15 protein-coding genes and 1 pseudogene are annotated in these 15,898 nt (G+C 38.2%); 7 read left to right on the forward strand and 9 right to left on the reverse strand.

The features are described 5' to 3' along the window. Positions 1-2 precede the first annotated feature (2 nt). The 3 genes and pseudogenes from DWW10_RS04120 to DWW10_RS04130 form a co-directional block, all read right to left on the reverse strand. Positions 3-323 carry a helix-turn-helix domain-containing protein gene (locus tag DWW10_RS04120; protein ID WP_100054642.1) on the reverse strand — a complete coding sequence of 107 codons (321 nt, stop codon included), beginning with the start codon at positions 321-323 and terminating at the stop codon, positions 3-5. 73 nt (positions 324-396) lie between these two features. Continuing rightward, a pseudogene (locus DWW10_RS04125) lies at positions 397-1,502 on the reverse strand (tyrosine-type recombinase/integrase). An 87-nt stretch (positions 1,503-1,589) separates the two neighbouring features. Next, a complete protein-coding gene (locus DWW10_RS04130) occupies positions 1,590-2,495 on the reverse strand; it encodes a helix-turn-helix domain-containing protein (protein ID WP_118421014.1) in 906 nt (301 codons plus the stop codon). A 1,438-nt stretch (positions 2,496-3,933) separates the two neighbouring features. Here DWW10_RS04130 and DWW10_RS04135 point away from each other — a divergent pair. The 4 genes from DWW10_RS04135 to DWW10_RS04150 all read left to right on the forward strand — a co-directional run bounded on the left by DWW10_RS04135 (position 3,934) and on the right by DWW10_RS04150 (position 8,274). After that, the gene (locus tag DWW10_RS04135; RefSeq protein WP_118420898.1) at positions 3,934-5,382 is read left to right on the forward strand and encodes an AAA family ATPase; all 1,449 of its coding nucleotides are present in this window, start codon (positions 3,934-3,936) and stop codon (positions 5,380-5,382) included. Next, the gene (locus DWW10_RS04140) at positions 5,379-5,948 is read left to right on the forward strand and encodes an HNH endonuclease family protein (RefSeq protein ID WP_118420899.1); all 570 of its coding nucleotides are present in this window, start codon (positions 5,379-5,381) and stop codon (positions 5,946-5,948) included. The genes DWW10_RS04135 and DWW10_RS04140 overlap by 4 nt, the downstream gene beginning before the upstream one ends. Continuing rightward, on the forward strand, positions 5,929-6,219 hold the full coding sequence (locus DWW10_RS25880; RefSeq protein WP_118420900.1) for a hypothetical protein: 291 nt from the start codon (positions 5,929-5,931) through the stop codon (positions 6,217-6,219). Before DWW10_RS04140 ends, DWW10_RS25880 begins: the two co-directional genes overlap by 20 nt. 726 nt (positions 6,220-6,945) lie before the next feature. Further along, positions 6,946-8,274 carry an ATP-binding protein gene (locus DWW10_RS04150; protein WP_118420902.1) on the forward strand — a complete coding sequence of 443 codons (1,329 nt, stop codon included), beginning with the start codon at positions 6,946-6,948 and terminating at the stop codon, positions 8,272-8,274. 386 nt (positions 8,275-8,660) lie between these two features. Here the strand turns inward: DWW10_RS04150 and DWW10_RS04155 are convergent, their stop codons facing one another. The 6 genes from DWW10_RS04155 to DWW10_RS25885 form a co-directional block, all read right to left on the reverse strand. Then, the gene (locus DWW10_RS04155; RefSeq protein WP_118420903.1) at positions 8,661-9,071 is read right to left on the reverse strand and encodes a DNA polymerase III subunit beta; all 411 of its coding nucleotides are present in this window, start codon (positions 9,069-9,071) and stop codon (positions 8,661-8,663) included. Further along, positions 9,005-9,457, reverse strand: coding sequence for a DNA polymerase III subunit beta family protein (locus DWW10_RS04160; RefSeq protein WP_182021346.1), 453 nt, complete (start codon positions 9,455-9,457; stop codon positions 9,005-9,007). The genes DWW10_RS04155 and DWW10_RS04160 overlap by 67 nt, the downstream gene beginning before the upstream one ends. After that, complete coding sequence (locus DWW10_RS26650) at positions 9,435-9,572, reverse strand: hypothetical protein (protein ID WP_409012347.1); 138 nt, start codon at positions 9,570-9,572, stop codon at positions 9,435-9,437. Before DWW10_RS26650 ends, DWW10_RS04160 begins: the two co-directional genes overlap by 23 nt. Positions 9,573-10,155: 583 nt before the next feature. Next, complete coding sequence (locus DWW10_RS04175) at positions 10,156-11,430, reverse strand: type II toxin-antitoxin system HipA family toxin (RefSeq protein WP_118420907.1); 1,275 nt, start codon at positions 11,428-11,430, stop codon at positions 10,156-10,158. A 7-nt stretch (positions 11,431-11,437) separates the two neighbouring features. Then, positions 11,438-11,815 (reverse strand): helix-turn-helix domain-containing protein, encoded by a 378-nt coding sequence (locus DWW10_RS04180; protein WP_118420908.1) that lies wholly within the window; start codon positions 11,813-11,815, stop codon positions 11,438-11,440. 989 nt (positions 11,816-12,804) lie between these two features. After that, positions 12,805-13,074, reverse strand: coding sequence for a hypothetical protein (locus DWW10_RS25885; protein WP_118420909.1), 270 nt, complete (start codon positions 13,072-13,074; stop codon positions 12,805-12,807). A gap of 138 nt (positions 13,075-13,212) precedes the next feature. Here DWW10_RS25885 and DWW10_RS04185 point away from each other — a divergent pair, with 138 nt between their 5' ends. The 3 genes from DWW10_RS04185 (at position 13,213) to DWW10_RS04195 (ending at position 15,453) form a co-directional block, all read left to right on the forward strand. Further along, on the forward strand, positions 13,213-13,533 hold the full coding sequence (locus tag DWW10_RS04185) for a helix-turn-helix domain-containing protein (RefSeq protein WP_118420910.1): 321 nt from the start codon (positions 13,213-13,215) through the stop codon (positions 13,531-13,533). Next, positions 13,523-15,070 carry a type II toxin-antitoxin system HipA family toxin gene (locus DWW10_RS04190; RefSeq protein WP_118420911.1) on the forward strand — a complete coding sequence of 516 codons (1,548 nt, stop codon included), beginning with the start codon at positions 13,523-13,525 and terminating at the stop codon, positions 15,068-15,070. The genes DWW10_RS04185 and DWW10_RS04190 overlap by 11 nt, the downstream gene beginning before the upstream one ends. A gap of 200 nt (positions 15,071-15,270) precedes the next feature. Further along, positions 15,271-15,453, forward strand: a complete 183-nt coding sequence (locus DWW10_RS04195) for an alpha-N-acetylglucosaminidase N-terminal domain-containing protein (protein WP_409012348.1) — start codon at positions 15,271-15,273, stop codon at positions 15,451-15,453. Positions 15,454-15,898 lie beyond the last annotated feature (445 nt).

Here is a 15,898-nt window from a genome sequence, read left to right on the forward strand (position 1 = left end):
GTTTATTCCTTTTTAGATGCACGCTCACGATTCTTTAAGGTCAAATCTTGTAGTGATTTTCCTAATTTGTCCTCTTTGGCAAGCCAGAGAATATCTTCATCCAGTTGCAGAGCGTAAAGCACACGAAGATAGATACCTATGGCAACGGTAGGCACACCCTTTTCGATGCGTGATACCGTGAGAGGTGAGCAGGTAGCTCGTTCAGCCACCTGTGCTACACTCAAATTACGACGTAGGCGTGCTAATTTGATTTGCTCACCTACAATTTCCATTTTTTGCTCTAATTTCCGAGGTAACTTAGTACCCATTGTGTTCTTTGCCATAACTGCAACATATCATATAATATGCAAATATAATGCTATTTATTTATTATATGATATGTTGATGACTTATATTTTATTTCAGTGAGATTTTATTTGCCGACTCACGTTTCTTTTCACTCACCAGCTCTGCGTATATTTGTGTAGTTGACACATTGCGGTGAGTGAGCATCTTGCTGACGGTATAAATATCTGTCCCTGCGGCAATTTGGAGGGTGGCATACGAGTGTCGAAAACAATGAAATGTGATATGTTTCAATATCTTAGCTTGCTTTAGCCAGTTTTTCAATGGATAATTTATCATGCTTCGACTAAGTCCCTTAAAGACTTTACCCGTTCCGACCTCTCCGCATAGTTCAAAAGCCTCGTGGCTGATGGGGAGTGTGGCTTCGGTTTTAGTCTTTTGAGTACGGATGCGAATGCAGTAGCCTTGATCGGGGGCAATACCGAAGTCTGACCATTGCAGGTTCATAATGTCACTGATACGAAGTCCTGTTAGACAGGAGAACAGAGCGGCCGCTTTTAGAACAGGGATGTCGCAGGGGTGGCTGCTAATTGTTTCACTTCGTCTAATGTGAGATACTCTTTCTTTACGTCCTCATACTCAATCTTCTCTAAAAAGTCATTGATGTTCTCACGGAGCAACTTATCACGATAAGCGATTTTTAACAAACCTCTGAATGTGGAATAGTAGCCTGCTGCGGAGTTGAGCGATACTTTATGTTCGGTGTGTTTTAGCTGTTTGGCATTTAATAGGTAAGTCCGAAAGCGTTTACAGAGATCCACATTCACTTCACCAAAGGTGCATTTGCCCTGTACGAAGTTATGGAAGTGGGCATAGACTACTTTCCATTTTTGATCTTTACTCTTCATCATCTTGGCAAAGTAAGCGAGGAAGTCGGCTTTCATTTTGTGTTTGTCTAAGAAACCGAACTCTTCGTTGATTAGTGACTGCACATGGATACAGCGGATGGCTTCGGCTTTGTTCAGCATATCGTTGTTGAACTCACGCTCCATCTCATTTTTGGGATGGGCGTAGATGTAAATGCCAAGGTACTCCCGACGGCTCATAATCATGGTTTCGGGATGGCGAATTGCTGGATAATAATCAAGGTAGAGAGAAATTTTGTCGTTACGGATAGCTCTTTGGCGTACTGTGACTTTGGTACATGTGTGTGTCATACGATTGTTCTTTAAATGTTTATACTTGTTTTTTGATTGCAAAGAAAAGCGGTGATAGTATGGTGACTACCGTCACCGCTGAATAACTTATTTTATATTCGGATCACCCAACAATTTATCAAGTTCAGGTCGGGAGATCTTGACGTATTTGCCGACTTTCACTCTGGGAATATTGTGATATTTGGCGTAATGATAAAGCTGGTCTCGGGTGAGATTGAATTTTGCCATCGCTTCTGCTACCGTGTAGTATTGCGGTTCTTCGGGCTGGGCTGTACCTTTGGCTATATCAAAATGCTTTTTAGAGTACCAAACCATGATGCCCTCTTTCTTTTTGGGAATGGCATTCTTTGAGGCAAGCGTATAGATAGCTGCTAATGTCATATCGAATTTATCTTGAATCTCCTGCACGGTGTACCATTCGGTTATTTCCGGATTAGCAGCTTTCTTCGAGAAATAGTTATCGATGTGTTTTTTACTCCAATAGGTCTTGCCACGATTGAAGGTTCTGGGTATATTGTGCTTCTTGGCTACAACAAAGATCCATGAATCGACTACATTGTATTTCTCTTTGACTTCGGCTGTGGTGTAGAACTCGGTGATAGGAGCACGTTCCTTTGATTGGATACGAAATTCTGTCGGGCGGTTGAATAGCCCGTCAATATAGTCTTTTCGCAGTAGATATTTACAGCCCAAACGAGAGGCTTTTAATTCACCATTCTTTAGATAGCTGTATAAAGTTGGGCGAGTGACTCCCAGATAAACAGCAGCTTCTGTGATAGTGAGAAAAGGCTTATCCTTTATCTTTTCAATGGGCTTTTCGATAACTATTTTCTCAGTAAACTGATTGTTAGTCTTGATTACCTCATCTCTCTTTCTCTTTTTGTACAGTGCATTAGCACACCTGTGCGAACAGCATGTAGTTGTAGTCTTGTGGGCGATAAATTCAGCACCGCACCAGCTACAGATTTTTTTAATGTCAATGTTGCTACTCATTTTAATTCGTATTATTTCTCTGTTATTTCTGTAAATTCCCGTAAAACCGTGTAAAATGGCGTAAAGTTTCTCTATCACCTTTCCAATACGTTTTCGGTTGCATCCCTCCGAGGCCCAAATACGGTACAAAAATGAGCTGAAAATGCACTATCAATGACTAATATCAATGATAGGTGCAAAAAGAAAGGCGTTGAACCTCAACGCCTTATTAATCAATAGTAATGTATGCTAATCGTTGGTAATCACTACCTACTTGCCGATGCAGTCGTTGATGACGATTTCATGACGCTGACAATCAGTCTGTTATGAATAGTAAGGTACAAATAAGGTACAAGAAATATACGATATAAAATACTGGTAATCAATAATTTATCACTTTCTACAACTTCTGGACAATTCCCAAAAATCCGTAATTACATAGATACCACTTTTCTTAAATAGCTATAAATCTGCTTGTTACATTTTTGGAGAAAATCAGTTTCCGTATCTCGATAATTTTATCTTTTTCTCTAAGGTACAAATTTAGTTTTTAAAAAGGTTATATGCAAATTTGTCAATATGTATTTTTATAGCTGAAGCACTGTTTTTATGGTTAGCATTCTTCTGTATTTATTGGGGTTACAACATTGTTTGCAGATAGATGTGATCGTCGTTTTATTTTGGTGGAGGAAGAATAATCTTACTTTGTGATTTATTTAACAAATTGAAGTTTTGATCGAATCGGGAATAGTATAAATTAGCAGCATCGAAACTTGGAAAAAATAACATCAGAGAATAGTAGGTTGGCATAATCAGTTTTTTACTTGCGAATCTTGCGAAGTTGGCGAAACTGGCGATTTAGGATATCTTTTTTTATATGCGATTTTATTGTGTGGTAGGGATAATATCTGTGATAATGACCTTTTTGTATGTGCTCGTATTCATGTTCGATTTTTAAGTACAATTATAATGTAACTTTGAATAAGTCATAAAAATAGGCGTTTTTTATGTTTTTTTGTATCCCTTCTCTTGGGATCTGTTTGTTTTTCTGCTTTCAGGATTGCACACTATTTGAACAAGATTTATCAAGGGAAAAACACGTGTGTTCCTTGGTGAAAAATAGTATCTAATGCAATCAAATTTGCAGAGAAAAACAGTAGAGCCAAGAGTAACGGATGCGACAGGGGGGGACAGTAGGATATAAGAGGTGAAAAAACAATATTTATCAGAGAGACAGAAAGGTAGTTGTATAACGGGGAGAAACCGCTCTTTTTTTTAAGTTCCTGTTCTGTTGATAGCTGCTAAAGCCATCCATGATGTTATCTCACAGGTTAAAGAACTTCTGGTAGCAATCATTGGAAATTTCTTTAATCAATGTGAAGTAATAGATGCTTTTCATGGGAAATAGAAGTAAATTTGCTACTTTTATTGTTTATATAGAAGTGATAATTATAAACTTATGAAGTTAAATAAGATAGAAATAGAGAACTTCCGTTGCTTTCAACATTTCGCATTGGAGTTTGCTCCCGGTGCGACAGTGCTGATTGGCCGTAATGGTACGGGTAAAACCTCCTTGATTAGATCGATAACCAATGCTCTTAGCTTTATCTTTGCAACGAGTAAAGATCCTAAAATAAATGAGGTCTTGGTAGCTGGTAATCCTGATTTGAAGATAGCCAATATTTCGCCCAGCGAAGTTTGGTGGGATGAGACAGAACGTACATCTGCGGGATTTGTCAGTATCAAGTCCGAAGCTAATTTCGAAGGTGAAGAACTATCGTGGGAATTAATGAAGCCGTCTACTTCAAATTCTGGACTTCGTACTGGTTTATACCAGAATGCATATAACGCATTTGTCAAGAGATATAATATAACAGGAAAGTGGCCTTTGTTGGCTTTCTATTCAGATTCGTTTCCCAACGTAGTATCAAGGATTAGTAAATTTGCCAAGGATATGTTGGCTAAAGATGGGATTTCTCTTCGTAATTTTGGTTATTATCAGTGGGACGATGAAACCTCATGCTCATCCATCTGGCAAATCAGGTATCAGAACTGCTATACAAAGTGGTTGACTAATAAACAACAGGAGGAATTGGTAGCTAATGAAATAAAAGTGCTAAAGAATCTTGATAAATATACTGTGGTCGAATTGGAGAAAAAGGAAAAAGAGTTGGCGGCACTACGCACAGAAACTGAGGGGAATTTCAGGGAATGGAATACAATTCTGACCTGTTTAAAAAGATTCTCTGAAGTTACAACCGGTTATACCGATTCTACCTTTGAAGTAAAATCACTCCAATCCGAGCAACGGGGTACGGAATGGAAACTGGTTATCAAGATGGATGATAAATCAATTATATTCGATCAGCTACCTGCCGGTTACAAGCGTCTTTACTATATTGTATTTGATATAGCATACCGCTCTTTTATTCTGAATGGAAATGCGGACTCTTCTGGAGTTGTGCTGATTGATGAACTGGATTTGCACTTGCATCCTTCTTTGGAACAGGAAGTCTTGCAACGGTTTATGAATACATTCCCCAATATTCAGTTTATTGTCTCCACGCATTCGCCTCTTGTTATTTCAAACCTGAACACTCAGGAAAAGAATGCTTCAGGCGATTCTCGCAATAGAGTCTATCGAATGGTAATGGGACAAAAAAAGCCGGATATACTACCGAATATGTTTGGCGTAGATTATAGTACTTCAATGTCTGATTTTATGAATACACCATCAAGAAATTTGCAGGTCAAGGAATTGATTGACGATTACGTGATTCTAAAATACCAGAAGCTGGAAGACAAAGCCCAAAATGTCTACAATAAAATTATGAAGACAGTAGGAGAGGATAATCAGGCAGTATTAGCCGAAATTGAAGACAAGCTAAAAGAACTGGAAACTTTATGAGGTACATAAATAAGGAGTTACCTGTTTTTAAGGAAAAAGGCGAAGCTATTGTTTATAGGTTTCTTACGGAAGCCTATGTTGAAGGTTGCCATTACGAAGGACTTGATTATGCTAATTTTCGTAAACCGGAATATCGAAAAGAATTTGATTCTCTTCTGAGAAAGGAACAATATAATTTGTGTTGTTATTGTATGCGCAATGTATCAAGTAGTGCTATCACTTTAGAACATATTATTCCAAGATCATGTAATGAAGAAAACTATAAGTATTATAGAACGAACTTTCGAGTGCTACATGATCATGTTGTACTAAATGATCTTTTTAAAACTGCTCCTTTGAAGCCACAAGCAGAGTTGACGCATTATCCTCATATAGTAGCTTATGCCAATTTGGTCGTTTCATGTAACGGGATTTCAGAAGAGAACAGCAGAGAGTGTTGTATGTGCAGTGGTCCGCGTGGAAATGAAAAAAATGTTCCGTTGATGTTACTTCCTAATTGTCTTGAACAGGTGGGTTATATCAAGAATGGAAAGATGTATTCAATAAATGGAGATAATAATCGCTGATACCATTACACGATTAAACTTGAATTATGAACGTCTCATGGAGATACGAAAAATATGGTATCTGATTGGTAAGCACCAGTGCTGGAGCAAATTGTGGAAAGCTAATTCGAAACTTTTACGAGCATTGGTGTTTTGCCAGTTGTTTGAAGTAGAACGTCCTTCTGAATTGTTTGATAAAATAAGTAAACATTATGATAGTGACTTTTACTGGGAATTATTGCTTCAGTATAAGTGGTTTCATGGGTATTATATCTTATGTGGGCGGAAATAGTTGAACAATTAATGGCGTGGGCATTCTTTTCATTTGTGTTCGAGGGATTGGTAGTTCCTGTTATGATATTTGAAAATACAACGTTCCACGCTTTTTTGTGCCCTTTTGGTAACCAATCAGCGTCAATATATAATGAAAGAGTAAATGCAAAATACAGCCAAGCCCCAAATGCGGGACTTTTGCATTTTAATAGTCCTATCTACTTTTCCATTTTCAACAAAACAGCGCATACTCAAAGGTCGGTAAAATCGGGTAATGTGGAAACAGGACGGCTGAAAATTCGCAAACGTAAGAGCCATCAGGTCATTAATATTGTCCATAGACTACTAATTAATTTAAGTGATTATTTATTATTCCCTTCGATTATCCATTAATCGGAAAGACTGCTGATTTTTTCAGCTTTCCGATTGTATCCTGTTCCTGCAAGGATTCTGTGAAAAATACCTTTTCTGAAAAAAAGGAAGATTTTTCATTAAGAAAGCCAACGGCGTGCCTTGCAAGGGAACTTGAGGGGATACAATCAACTTCGCGGAAAAAATAGGTAGGCTTTACGTGAATGGTACAAGTATGGCAGGGGTAAAAAAGGCTATTTTGAAATTTCGGTATGACTTTTCTGAAGTAGATGTGTAAATTCGGTATGCGTTTTCTGGGTTTTATTTCTAAATTTGATTTGACTTTTTATTTGTTATACCTATATTTGTATTGAAAGCCAATGAATAAAAGTGTATGAAACAGTATTTTAAAAGACATATAGATAAGTACCTGGAAGAATGGAAGAGTGGTCTCAACAGAAAACCTTTATTGGTCAGAGGCGCCAGACAGGTAGGCAAGTCGTCGACAATACGCCATCTCGGAAAAGAATTTAAGTATTTTGTCGAGATAAATTTTGAACGACAGAAGGACATAAAGACATTGTTTGGGTATAATTTGAACGTGAAGAATATTTGTGCCCAATTGAGTGCCATCTATAATACGCCGATAATACCAGGCGAAACCCTGCTTTTTTTTGATGAAATACAAGAGTCTCAACGGGCCATTTCTTCCTTGCGTTATTTCTATGAAGATTATCCGGAACTCCATGTTATAGCTGCCGGTTCTTTACTGGAATTTACATTGAAAGAATTGCTGTCATTCGGTGTTGGAAGAATCCGTTCCATGTACATGTATCCTTTTTCTTTCGATGAATTTTTGGAAGCTCAGGGACTGGAATTGCAGGTCAGTTTTAAGAAAAACGACGCCGATTGCGAACATCCGCTTCCGGTTCCCCTGCATGAAGACATGGTATCCCAACTGCGTTCTTATTACTTAGTAGGCGGGATGCCCGAAGCTGTGCGAATATGGGTACAAACATGCAATTATAAGGAGTGTGGCATCGTCCACAACGATATATTGGATACTTATCAGGACGATTTCAAGAAGTATAAGACACGTATTTCGCCATTATTGCTTTCGCAGACATTGAAATCCGTAGTTCTTCAAGCAGGGGGGAAATTTGTGTATGCTCAGGTGAGTAATACAGCAGATGGGACAAGTGTAAAAGAAGCATTGTCGCTGCTTGCGTTAGCCGGGCTAGTAACTCCTGTTGTCCATACGGCCGCTAACGGGCTTCCGCTCGGAGCGGAAGTAAATGAGAAATTCAGGAAATTCCTCTTTCTCGATATTGGTTTGATGCAGTCGTTGCTGGGGATTCAGGCTAAAGATGTACTTATTGCAAATGACATGGATTTTGTAAACAAAGGTGGCCTGTCTGAGATGTTTGCCGGTTTGGAACTAATAAAGTATGATAACTACTTGTCAAAGCCTGAACTTTATTATTGGCAACGAATAGAACGCGGTGCACAGGCAGAAGTAGATTATGTTATCAGCCGTAAGGGTAAGATATATCCGGTAGAAGTAAAAGCCAACAACTCAGGCTCCATGCAAAGTATGTATAAGTTTTTGGAGTTGAAGGGGAGTGAATATGGGATAAGAACGAGTCTGGAACCATTTTCTTCTTACGAAAAGATAAAGGTGGTACCCTTGTATGCACTTTCTAATAAGGTGATTCAAGAGTAGTGTTATGTGTTTTAAAGGATGGTTACGGATGCCATTCTCTCTTTTTTAGTATTACAATCAAAAGTTTCTACATCGTTTTGGGAGAATGCGATTTAAGTAGATTTATTGGATATTTTAAATAAGCTTCTTCATTATTCGGCGATTTCTATTGGAATCCCCTGGTCATAAGACTTTCCAGTTAGAATATGACCGGGAAGTTTTATGACTAAAAATGAGATATGGAAAACTGTGTGGGAAAATACAAAAGGTGACAGCGTAGGTCATTGGAAACATTGTGGCTTTTCCAATGATATGTATTTGTAAACTGAATTATTAAATTATACCCTGCACGCTAAATTCACAGGCAAGGGCAGGAATGCGTACAAGGTAACTATGGTCTAATGCTTTTAAGCTTCTAACGCCATGGGAATTAGTAGTGACAGGTTTTCTGTTTTATCATCTTCTCCAACGGGTTTGATTATAGCTGCTGTTGAACAATCGCCTATTTCGAATGTGACTTCTTTGTTTGTGAAGTTTTCCAGTATCTGTTTAAGTAACTCACCTTTGAAGCCAATTTTCAATTCCTCCCCTGAGTAGGCGCAAAGCAAAGTCTCTTTAGCCGAAGTGGAATAATCGATGTCTTTTCCGGACATTTCAATGCCCTTATCGGAGAAAATCATTTCTATAATGCTATTTGCAACGCTTGAAAACAGTCCTACCCGTCTAATGGATGATAATAAGTAGTTTCTCTCTATAGTTGCCGTATTGTGGTTTCCGTGTGGAATGATAGCGTTATAGTTCGGGCATTTTCCTCTAATAGTCGGTAACGTAAAGTATCATTTTCGAAGATAAACATAGCTTCTCTTCCGTTATGATTGATGGTGACTGGCGTTGTAACCTTGTCTGTCAGGCTTTTTATCAGTTTTGCGGCTTTGGTTGGCAGCACAAAGTTCAGGTTTTTAATCGGAGTTTCCAATTTGTAAGTATTGCGAACTAATTTGTGTCCGTCCGAGGCTGTGCATTGGAATGTTTTCTCTTTTGTAGTAATGTATATTCCGCTCGTGATCGGACGCAACTCGTCATTTCCTACGGCAAACATGGATTGAGCGATGGCGGTATTCAATGTGATTGCTTCGATTAGTACCTCTTCTATGTTGTCTAATGACGATGGAATGGTATATTCATCCGTTGATATCAAATTCAATGTGCTGTTCGGCGAGGCTTTTGAGAGCGTCCAGCAGTCTTTCGACAGGTAAACAGATTTTTCCGTTTCCCTCGGTGTTTGCTATTGTGCTGCATTGGCTACATTCTCCGTCCAAAGCGGTGACCCGTAGGGTTTCCCCGTCCATTTCGAAAAGATAATTGGAAGGATAGGCAGTACGGTTTTCATGTTCATTACTTTTGTTAATGCAGACAATTTATTTGCCAATCTGTTTGCTGATACCTGAAATTTCATAATGTCTAATTTTTTATTTCCCTATCGTCGAGAGCATTTTGCTCTCTATTGTCGGATTGTTATTTTCTGTGCATCCCTTTAAATATTTTGTATATGAAACATTAAAAAATAGGACAACCAAAGGAAGTAATTTTTACAAAGCAATTTCTTGTCAATTTGGCAAAGGAGTACGACTTAAATATTGTAATGTCTGAACGGCTTGGAAACGGGCGTAACATAGAAATTATAGTCAATGATGAGTTGTTAAAGATGTTAATAGAGCTCCAGAATCAGCTTACCAAACTGAAGGAAATGGATAATGATGGATACAAGGGGGGTAGAATTACCTCGCCCTTCTCCGGAAGAATAGTGAGATTGCGAAGTTATTGATTGCAGAAGATGAATGTGAAAATATAACTAATTATATAATATTATATATGAACTATATTATGATGATATATCATTAGTTATATATGATTATTTATAATATTAAAAGCCAAGCTTTTTAAAACTATTTCAGACTCAGAAGCGTGATATTTTTTAGCGACACTTCTCCATAGTTTCACCGCATTGACTACTTCATTCTTTATTTCCTCGGCACGTTTCTCTGAAATGAGGTAATATTTGGCCGTTAGCATTACGAGGTCCATGTCTAATGAATTATCGTCTTCATTGATATTCAATTTTAATCCAATTCCATCTTCATTGGGGTTGATATCAAAGGCAGGAGAGAGCATCCACCCGTTTTCTGTATAGAGAAAACCGTGATTACGTAAATGGTCGTCAGTATTAGAAACGCAAACGGAGAACATTACCCTGCGGAAAAGCTCTTCAAGATCTTCTATCGGCCTAAAGCTGATGCTCTTTATTAGTTCAACAATATCCAGATAACTGCTACCTTCGGAGGCATCGTCTCCGTCAGACCGGTTTAGTAAAGTCATAGCCGAAGAATAGTGAATTCTTTTTCCTGTTTCGGTCCTGTCAAACCGTTTGGATAGATACGTGTGATATTTACTTCTGAACTGTTTGATTTGTGCTTGTGGGACAGTGATACCGGCTTTGATCGCTAAGTCATGCACTATGATTTCCCATAGTCCAATATCGGTTGTATCATTTTTACTGGGGAACTTGGCAATCCACGGATATTGATTTGCGTCGGTTACATCGGCTTTAGGTCTGGCACCACCAAGTGAAGAACCGGGGGCAAACAATTGATTGATCCATTTAAGTGTTTCTTCGTCCAGTTTATCTGCATTCTTTTCATACTGCTCGACTGCATGTTCCAGTTGGCGTAAAGATGCCCATGGTGGAGCAGCGAGAGATTTGTCTTCGCATACAAACTCCCCATCTTTATCGGTTTTATACCGCAGACCACCCATCCGATGCCGGTCATATATTCCCAAAAGGAAATCGATAGCTACTATTCTTTTCAAGGACCTTTTTTCGGCTTTAGCCAGTAAAGCTTCACGTCGTTTGATAAGTTTCATTCCCCACCTGTCAGGTGCAGAATCTTGAAAAACACCAAAGTTATTTGAAGAAGCGGAATAAAGCCTTCCGGAGAATAAAGGTAACTCGGGGTCAATCTCAATTCCCTCTTTCAACCACGTGGCATCGTACTCGAAAGAATAAGTATCTTTTCCTCTTACAGAACTATAGTAGAGGATGCCGATCAGGCGAGGGGAATCATACATTTCCCAGTCTGCATATACGAAGACTTCTGTTTCTGTATTTGAATTTGCCATAATCGTTCTAATTAATTTCCGGTTTAGGAGACGTGCCATCATCGATCACATGCTCTATCGGTGATTTCACTTTCTTCTTTTTAGGGGCTCTTTTGGGTGCAAGCAGCATATTGTCCTGAAGCCTTCTTCCCAAAGGATCTTTATCTGCGATCAACAGAATGTCCTCCGCCAGTTGAAGTACGGATAACACTTGTAAATATGTTCCTATACCTACACCCGGTTCTCCCTTTTCCACATTGCTCATTGTGGAGACTGCGATACCTGCACGTTCTGCTACGGATTTTGAAGATAGTTTTCTACGTAGGCGGGCTAGACGAATATTTTCGCCCAACTGCTCAAGTATCTTTTTCTGCTTTTGAGTATATACAGCTCCTTTTGATTTCATAACTAATGATATTATACTGCAAATATATAAATAATATGTGATATATCATTTGTTATGATACATTATTTATCTAATTAAAATATTGTTTTTCTTATCATCCTTTATGATATTGGCGCTAACCACAGAAGGAATTATCATCAGGTAGTTTTGCTAAAGTACTGATTTTTCCACATATATCAACATGGTTGGAGAATAATGGTTTGGATGTTATTAATGAGTTACATAACAGAGTGGAAATTGAATTGACCCCATTAAAAGGCATTTATGTAAACTATGATATCCTGTCCGATCGCCTGTACCAGCGGGAGAATTGCCTTTCCCCGATACATACAAGAAATATAAAATATTAATAATCAATAAGTTATTGTTTAAACGGTAGAAAATGCAACATGTATATAACTTGCTTGTAATCAGTTGATTATGGTGCAGTAGCAACCGTGAATACTTGATGATTAGGCTAATGTTTGCAATACGTACTAACATTTAACGATTTTATTCATTATTAATATTACAAAGGTAGAAAAAATCTGCATATCTTATGTTATTTTGCCTTTTGTTTCTTTCTCTATTGATCGATACGTGTGTGTGAATACTACGTCAAACTTGCGAGCCTGATGAAATATTGCATCGGATTTTGGGTAATCTATACTGCCGTATAATGTTTTTCTTGACTATTAATGCGTTATTGAACCATTTCCTTTTACATCGTAAGATATATTTTGTGCATCGGGTTTTACATATTCATATCTTATAATATAGAATGATTGCTTTTTTATGCCACAATATCCCATTCAAAGAGTGTGGTAAAATGTATTATTCCTGAAATTCAATGATTTACGTAGAGTGTTTCCATGAAATTTTGTAGAATAAGTACTATATGTATTTTAAAGAGAAAGTATATGAAGTTTATTATGTTACTGAATGTGAGAATTTATATTTAGACTCTTTAAAATGTTTAGTTTGTAGTATTTGCTCTAGATATACTTATCCTAATTGAGAAATAGTAGAAGTGGATAAGTACTTCCTTTGGCGAAAGTGGCAAAGTTGGCGAAATGATCAGAGGAAAAAAATGCGTCGTGAAATTCGGAAACTTTTGCCGAGCAAAAAGCCGACTCGGGCTGGTGGAAAAGAGTCAGGGGAGGCTGCCCGCAGAGGAAAGGACAATCCGGTACATCAGAAATTACAAATCGTTTGGAAGCCAATTCTATGGCTGTTGACAATTTCTCCGGTACATCCGACAAGTACCGTTCATTTTTCATAAACTTATACTCTTAATATTTCAGTCCTTCACTGTTCGCAATGTATAAAACCCCTCGCATAATTCATCATAATAGTAAATATATTATTTATTATTAGTTTTATTTTGATTTAACAGTTAATATATTTACCTTTGTGGCATGGCAACAAATTATATTACCCAGGCAATGGCCAATCCGGAAATCATCACGGAATTGGGCAGAAGATTTAAGGAGTACAGGTTAACCTACAAGCTCACTCAAAAAGAGGCTGCCGATAGAGCCGGCGTAAGCCTTGTCACTTTGCGACAGTTCGAGAACGGGAAAGCCTATAATATCAACATGGGCAACTTTCTTGCGCTGTTGCGAGTAGTGGACTGTCTGGAACAAATGGACAACCTGCTGCCGGAAATACCTGTTTCTGCCTATACAATGGAACAAATAATGAGCCAAAAGCCCAAAAGGATAAGACATGGAAAGTAATATCATAAGTGTTATGCTGTGGGGAGAAGAAGTTGGAAAACTTTATTGGGACGAAAGGAGTAAAAAAGCAGTTTTCAACTATCACCCGAACTTCATCAAGAAAGGACTGGAAATCGCTCCATTGACCGCTTCTGTCAAGGGACCGGCGGCAAAGGGTATGCCCATACTCGGAAACAAAGAGAAGATTTATCAAGGACTCCCGCCGTTTCTGGCAGATTCTTTACCTGACCGATGGGGAAACATGGTCTTTGACCAATGGGCTGCCCAGAACCATATTTCCAAACGCGGGCTTACACCGGTAGATAAACTCTCTTTTATCGGGAAACGAGGTATGGGAGCCTTTGAATTCATTCCGACCACTCCCGGATTAGAATCTTCTTCCACCCTCCAGATAGACAGCTTATACCAACTGGCACGCCGTATCTTCGAGGAACGAGAGGGAATATCCGTACAAGATGATGAAACACTGCATCTGCAAAGTATCTATGAGGTAGGAACGTCAGCCGGAGGACAGCACCCGAAAGCCATCATCGCTATCAATGAAACGAGACATGACATACGTTCCGGCCAAGTTTCATTACCGGAAGGTTATACCTATTACATCCTGAAATTTGCTGAAGGGAATGACTTTCCATTCACACAAATGGAAATGGTATATTATGAGATGGCAAAAGAAGCCGGAATTACGATGATGCCTTCCCGACTTATTCAAATTGAGGGAAAATATCACTTCCTGACGGAACGTTACGATAGGGTAAATGGAGAGAAGATACATACACAGACACTCGCAGCCATGAACCCCGACGCAACAAGCTATGAGGATTTGTTTGAAGTCTGCCGAAAGCTGAACATACCTGCCAATGAACAGTCTGAACTCTACCGACGGACAGTCTTTAATATCATGAGTGGTAATGTAGATGACCATATCAAGAACTTTTCCTTCCTGATGGAGAAAAACGGTACATGGCACATCACTCCTGCCTACGACATGACATTCACCACCAATTTAGACGGTGCAGCCTACGAAAATATACATTCTATGAGCATTTCTGGAAAGAATGACGGAATCACGGAAGTTGATCTGCTGCTATTTGCTAAACTGAACGGTATCAAAAATGCAAAAAAGATAATCGAAGAAGTTAGCCTTGCCGTCAGCCATTTCTATAATTATGCTACCAATTATCAGATAGACGATTATTGGCAAGACCGTATCGAGCAACATCTTTCCGGTCTTGTGCTTCCAAACATAGGGGAAACCATGAAACACTATCTGCCCACCATTGTCGAACCATACGAAGCGGAAGATGGCTTTTTGGTAACAGAAATTGACGTTACTGAAAATATCCGGCATGACTTTCGAATCGAAGCTGTCATTAACGGGAAACGACAGAAATATATTGCCGGACATAAAAGTGATTTAGCTGCTGAAATTATCACCAAAGGGAGAAACAAAATGGCTGCTGAAGATAAAAAAGAGCTTGTACAACGATTATTACTACCTTTGGCCAAGAGAAAATTTACTCCAAGGGGCTCTTAAACTATTGATATATAACATATCAGGAGTGCAGTATGGATAAACCTGTGAGTGTTGCATCGTTGTATTATATTTGAAAAAAAAGAATTACTGGTGAAGAACGATGACATACTCTAATTACCAAAGTTCATCATTCGGAAGCTATAATAGTTTAGTTTGGAACTTGAAGAGATATACAAAGGGACATTTACTGAATATCCCTAATTAGTGGGAATAATATTAATTCAATGGCTGTAGGGTTGAATTACTATTTGAAGTACTACTGTCTGATTACCGTATCGTGGTATGTAGATCAACCTGTAGAAATGTCGGAGGTTTTGCCTCAAATACCTTTTCCGGTGGAAGTGAAAGCAAGAGTAGGGAGACATTTCTGTATCAGTAAATAGTTAAACAATTTACTATCAGATAGTTATATATAAAAGTAACGTAAAATACTGACTAAAAACGACTTAAATATAACAAAATAATGGTTTTAGGAGAGCCATTTTCTCTTGTTATACCTATTTTTCAGCATTTTTGTCCCCAGTTTGTCCCTCAAGCTACATATGGGAGACAAATTTATGTCCCTCAATGAATTTGAAGACTTTTCTCTATAATATCTACCCAATCATAGACAATTATCGTTTTGTATAGCCATTCTTAGTCTATTAACCACGAATATATTCAAGCGCTATAATATTGATATACAAATATATACATATAAATTTGTGCTGAGTAGGAATTACAACAGATGATATTCTGATATAAAAACAAATAACATTCTATAGAATATTAATCTTAGCTTTTCTATAGGTTGGCATCTACCGCTCCAGGTTTAAAGAAGTTAACATT

The sequence above is a fragment of the Bacteroides intestinalis genome (genome assembly GCF_003464595.1).
GTDB lineage: Bacteria > Bacteroidota > Bacteroidia > Bacteroidales > Bacteroidaceae > Bacteroides > Bacteroides intestinalis_A.

What these genes read in the sequence shown, in the direction of transcription:
- DWW10_RS04120 (WP_100054642.1), bottom strand. Translation starts at nt 323, where the DNA reads ATGGCAAAGAACACAATGGGTACTAAGTTACCTCGGAAATTAGAGCAA.
- DWW10_RS04135 (WP_118420898.1), top strand. Translation starts at nt 3,934, where the DNA reads ATGAAGTTAAATAAGATAGAAATAGAGAACTTCCGTTGCTTTCAACAT.
- DWW10_RS04130 (WP_118421014.1), bottom strand. Translation starts at nt 2,495, where the DNA reads ATGAGTAGCAACATTGACATTAAAAAAATCTGTAGCTGGTGCGGTGCT.
- DWW10_RS04190 (WP_118420911.1), top strand. Translation starts at nt 13,523, where the DNA reads ATGGAAAGTAATATCATAAGTGTTATGCTGTGGGGAGAAGAAGTTGGA.
- DWW10_RS25880 (WP_118420900.1), top strand. Translation starts at nt 5,929, where the DNA reads ATGGAGATAATAATCGCTGATACCATTACACGATTAAACTTGAATTAT.
- DWW10_RS04175 (WP_118420907.1), bottom strand. Translation starts at nt 11,430, where the DNA reads ATGGCAAATTCAAATACAGAAACAGAAGTCTTCGTATATGCAGACTGG.
- DWW10_RS04140 (WP_118420899.1), top strand. Translation starts at nt 5,379, where the DNA reads ATGAGGTACATAAATAAGGAGTTACCTGTTTTTAAGGAAAAAGGCGAA.
- DWW10_RS04180 (WP_118420908.1), bottom strand. Translation starts at nt 11,815, where the DNA reads ATGAAATCAAAAGGAGCTGTATATACTCAAAAGCAGAAAAAGATACTT.
- DWW10_RS25885 (WP_118420909.1), bottom strand. Translation starts at nt 13,074, where the DNA reads ATGAAAAATGAACGGTACTTGTCGGATGTACCGGAGAAATTGTCAACA.
- DWW10_RS04185 (WP_118420910.1), top strand. Translation starts at nt 13,213, where the DNA reads ATGGCAACAAATTATATTACCCAGGCAATGGCCAATCCGGAAATCATC.
- DWW10_RS04150 (WP_118420902.1), top strand. Translation starts at nt 6,946, where the DNA reads ATGAAACAGTATTTTAAAAGACATATAGATAAGTACCTGGAAGAATGG.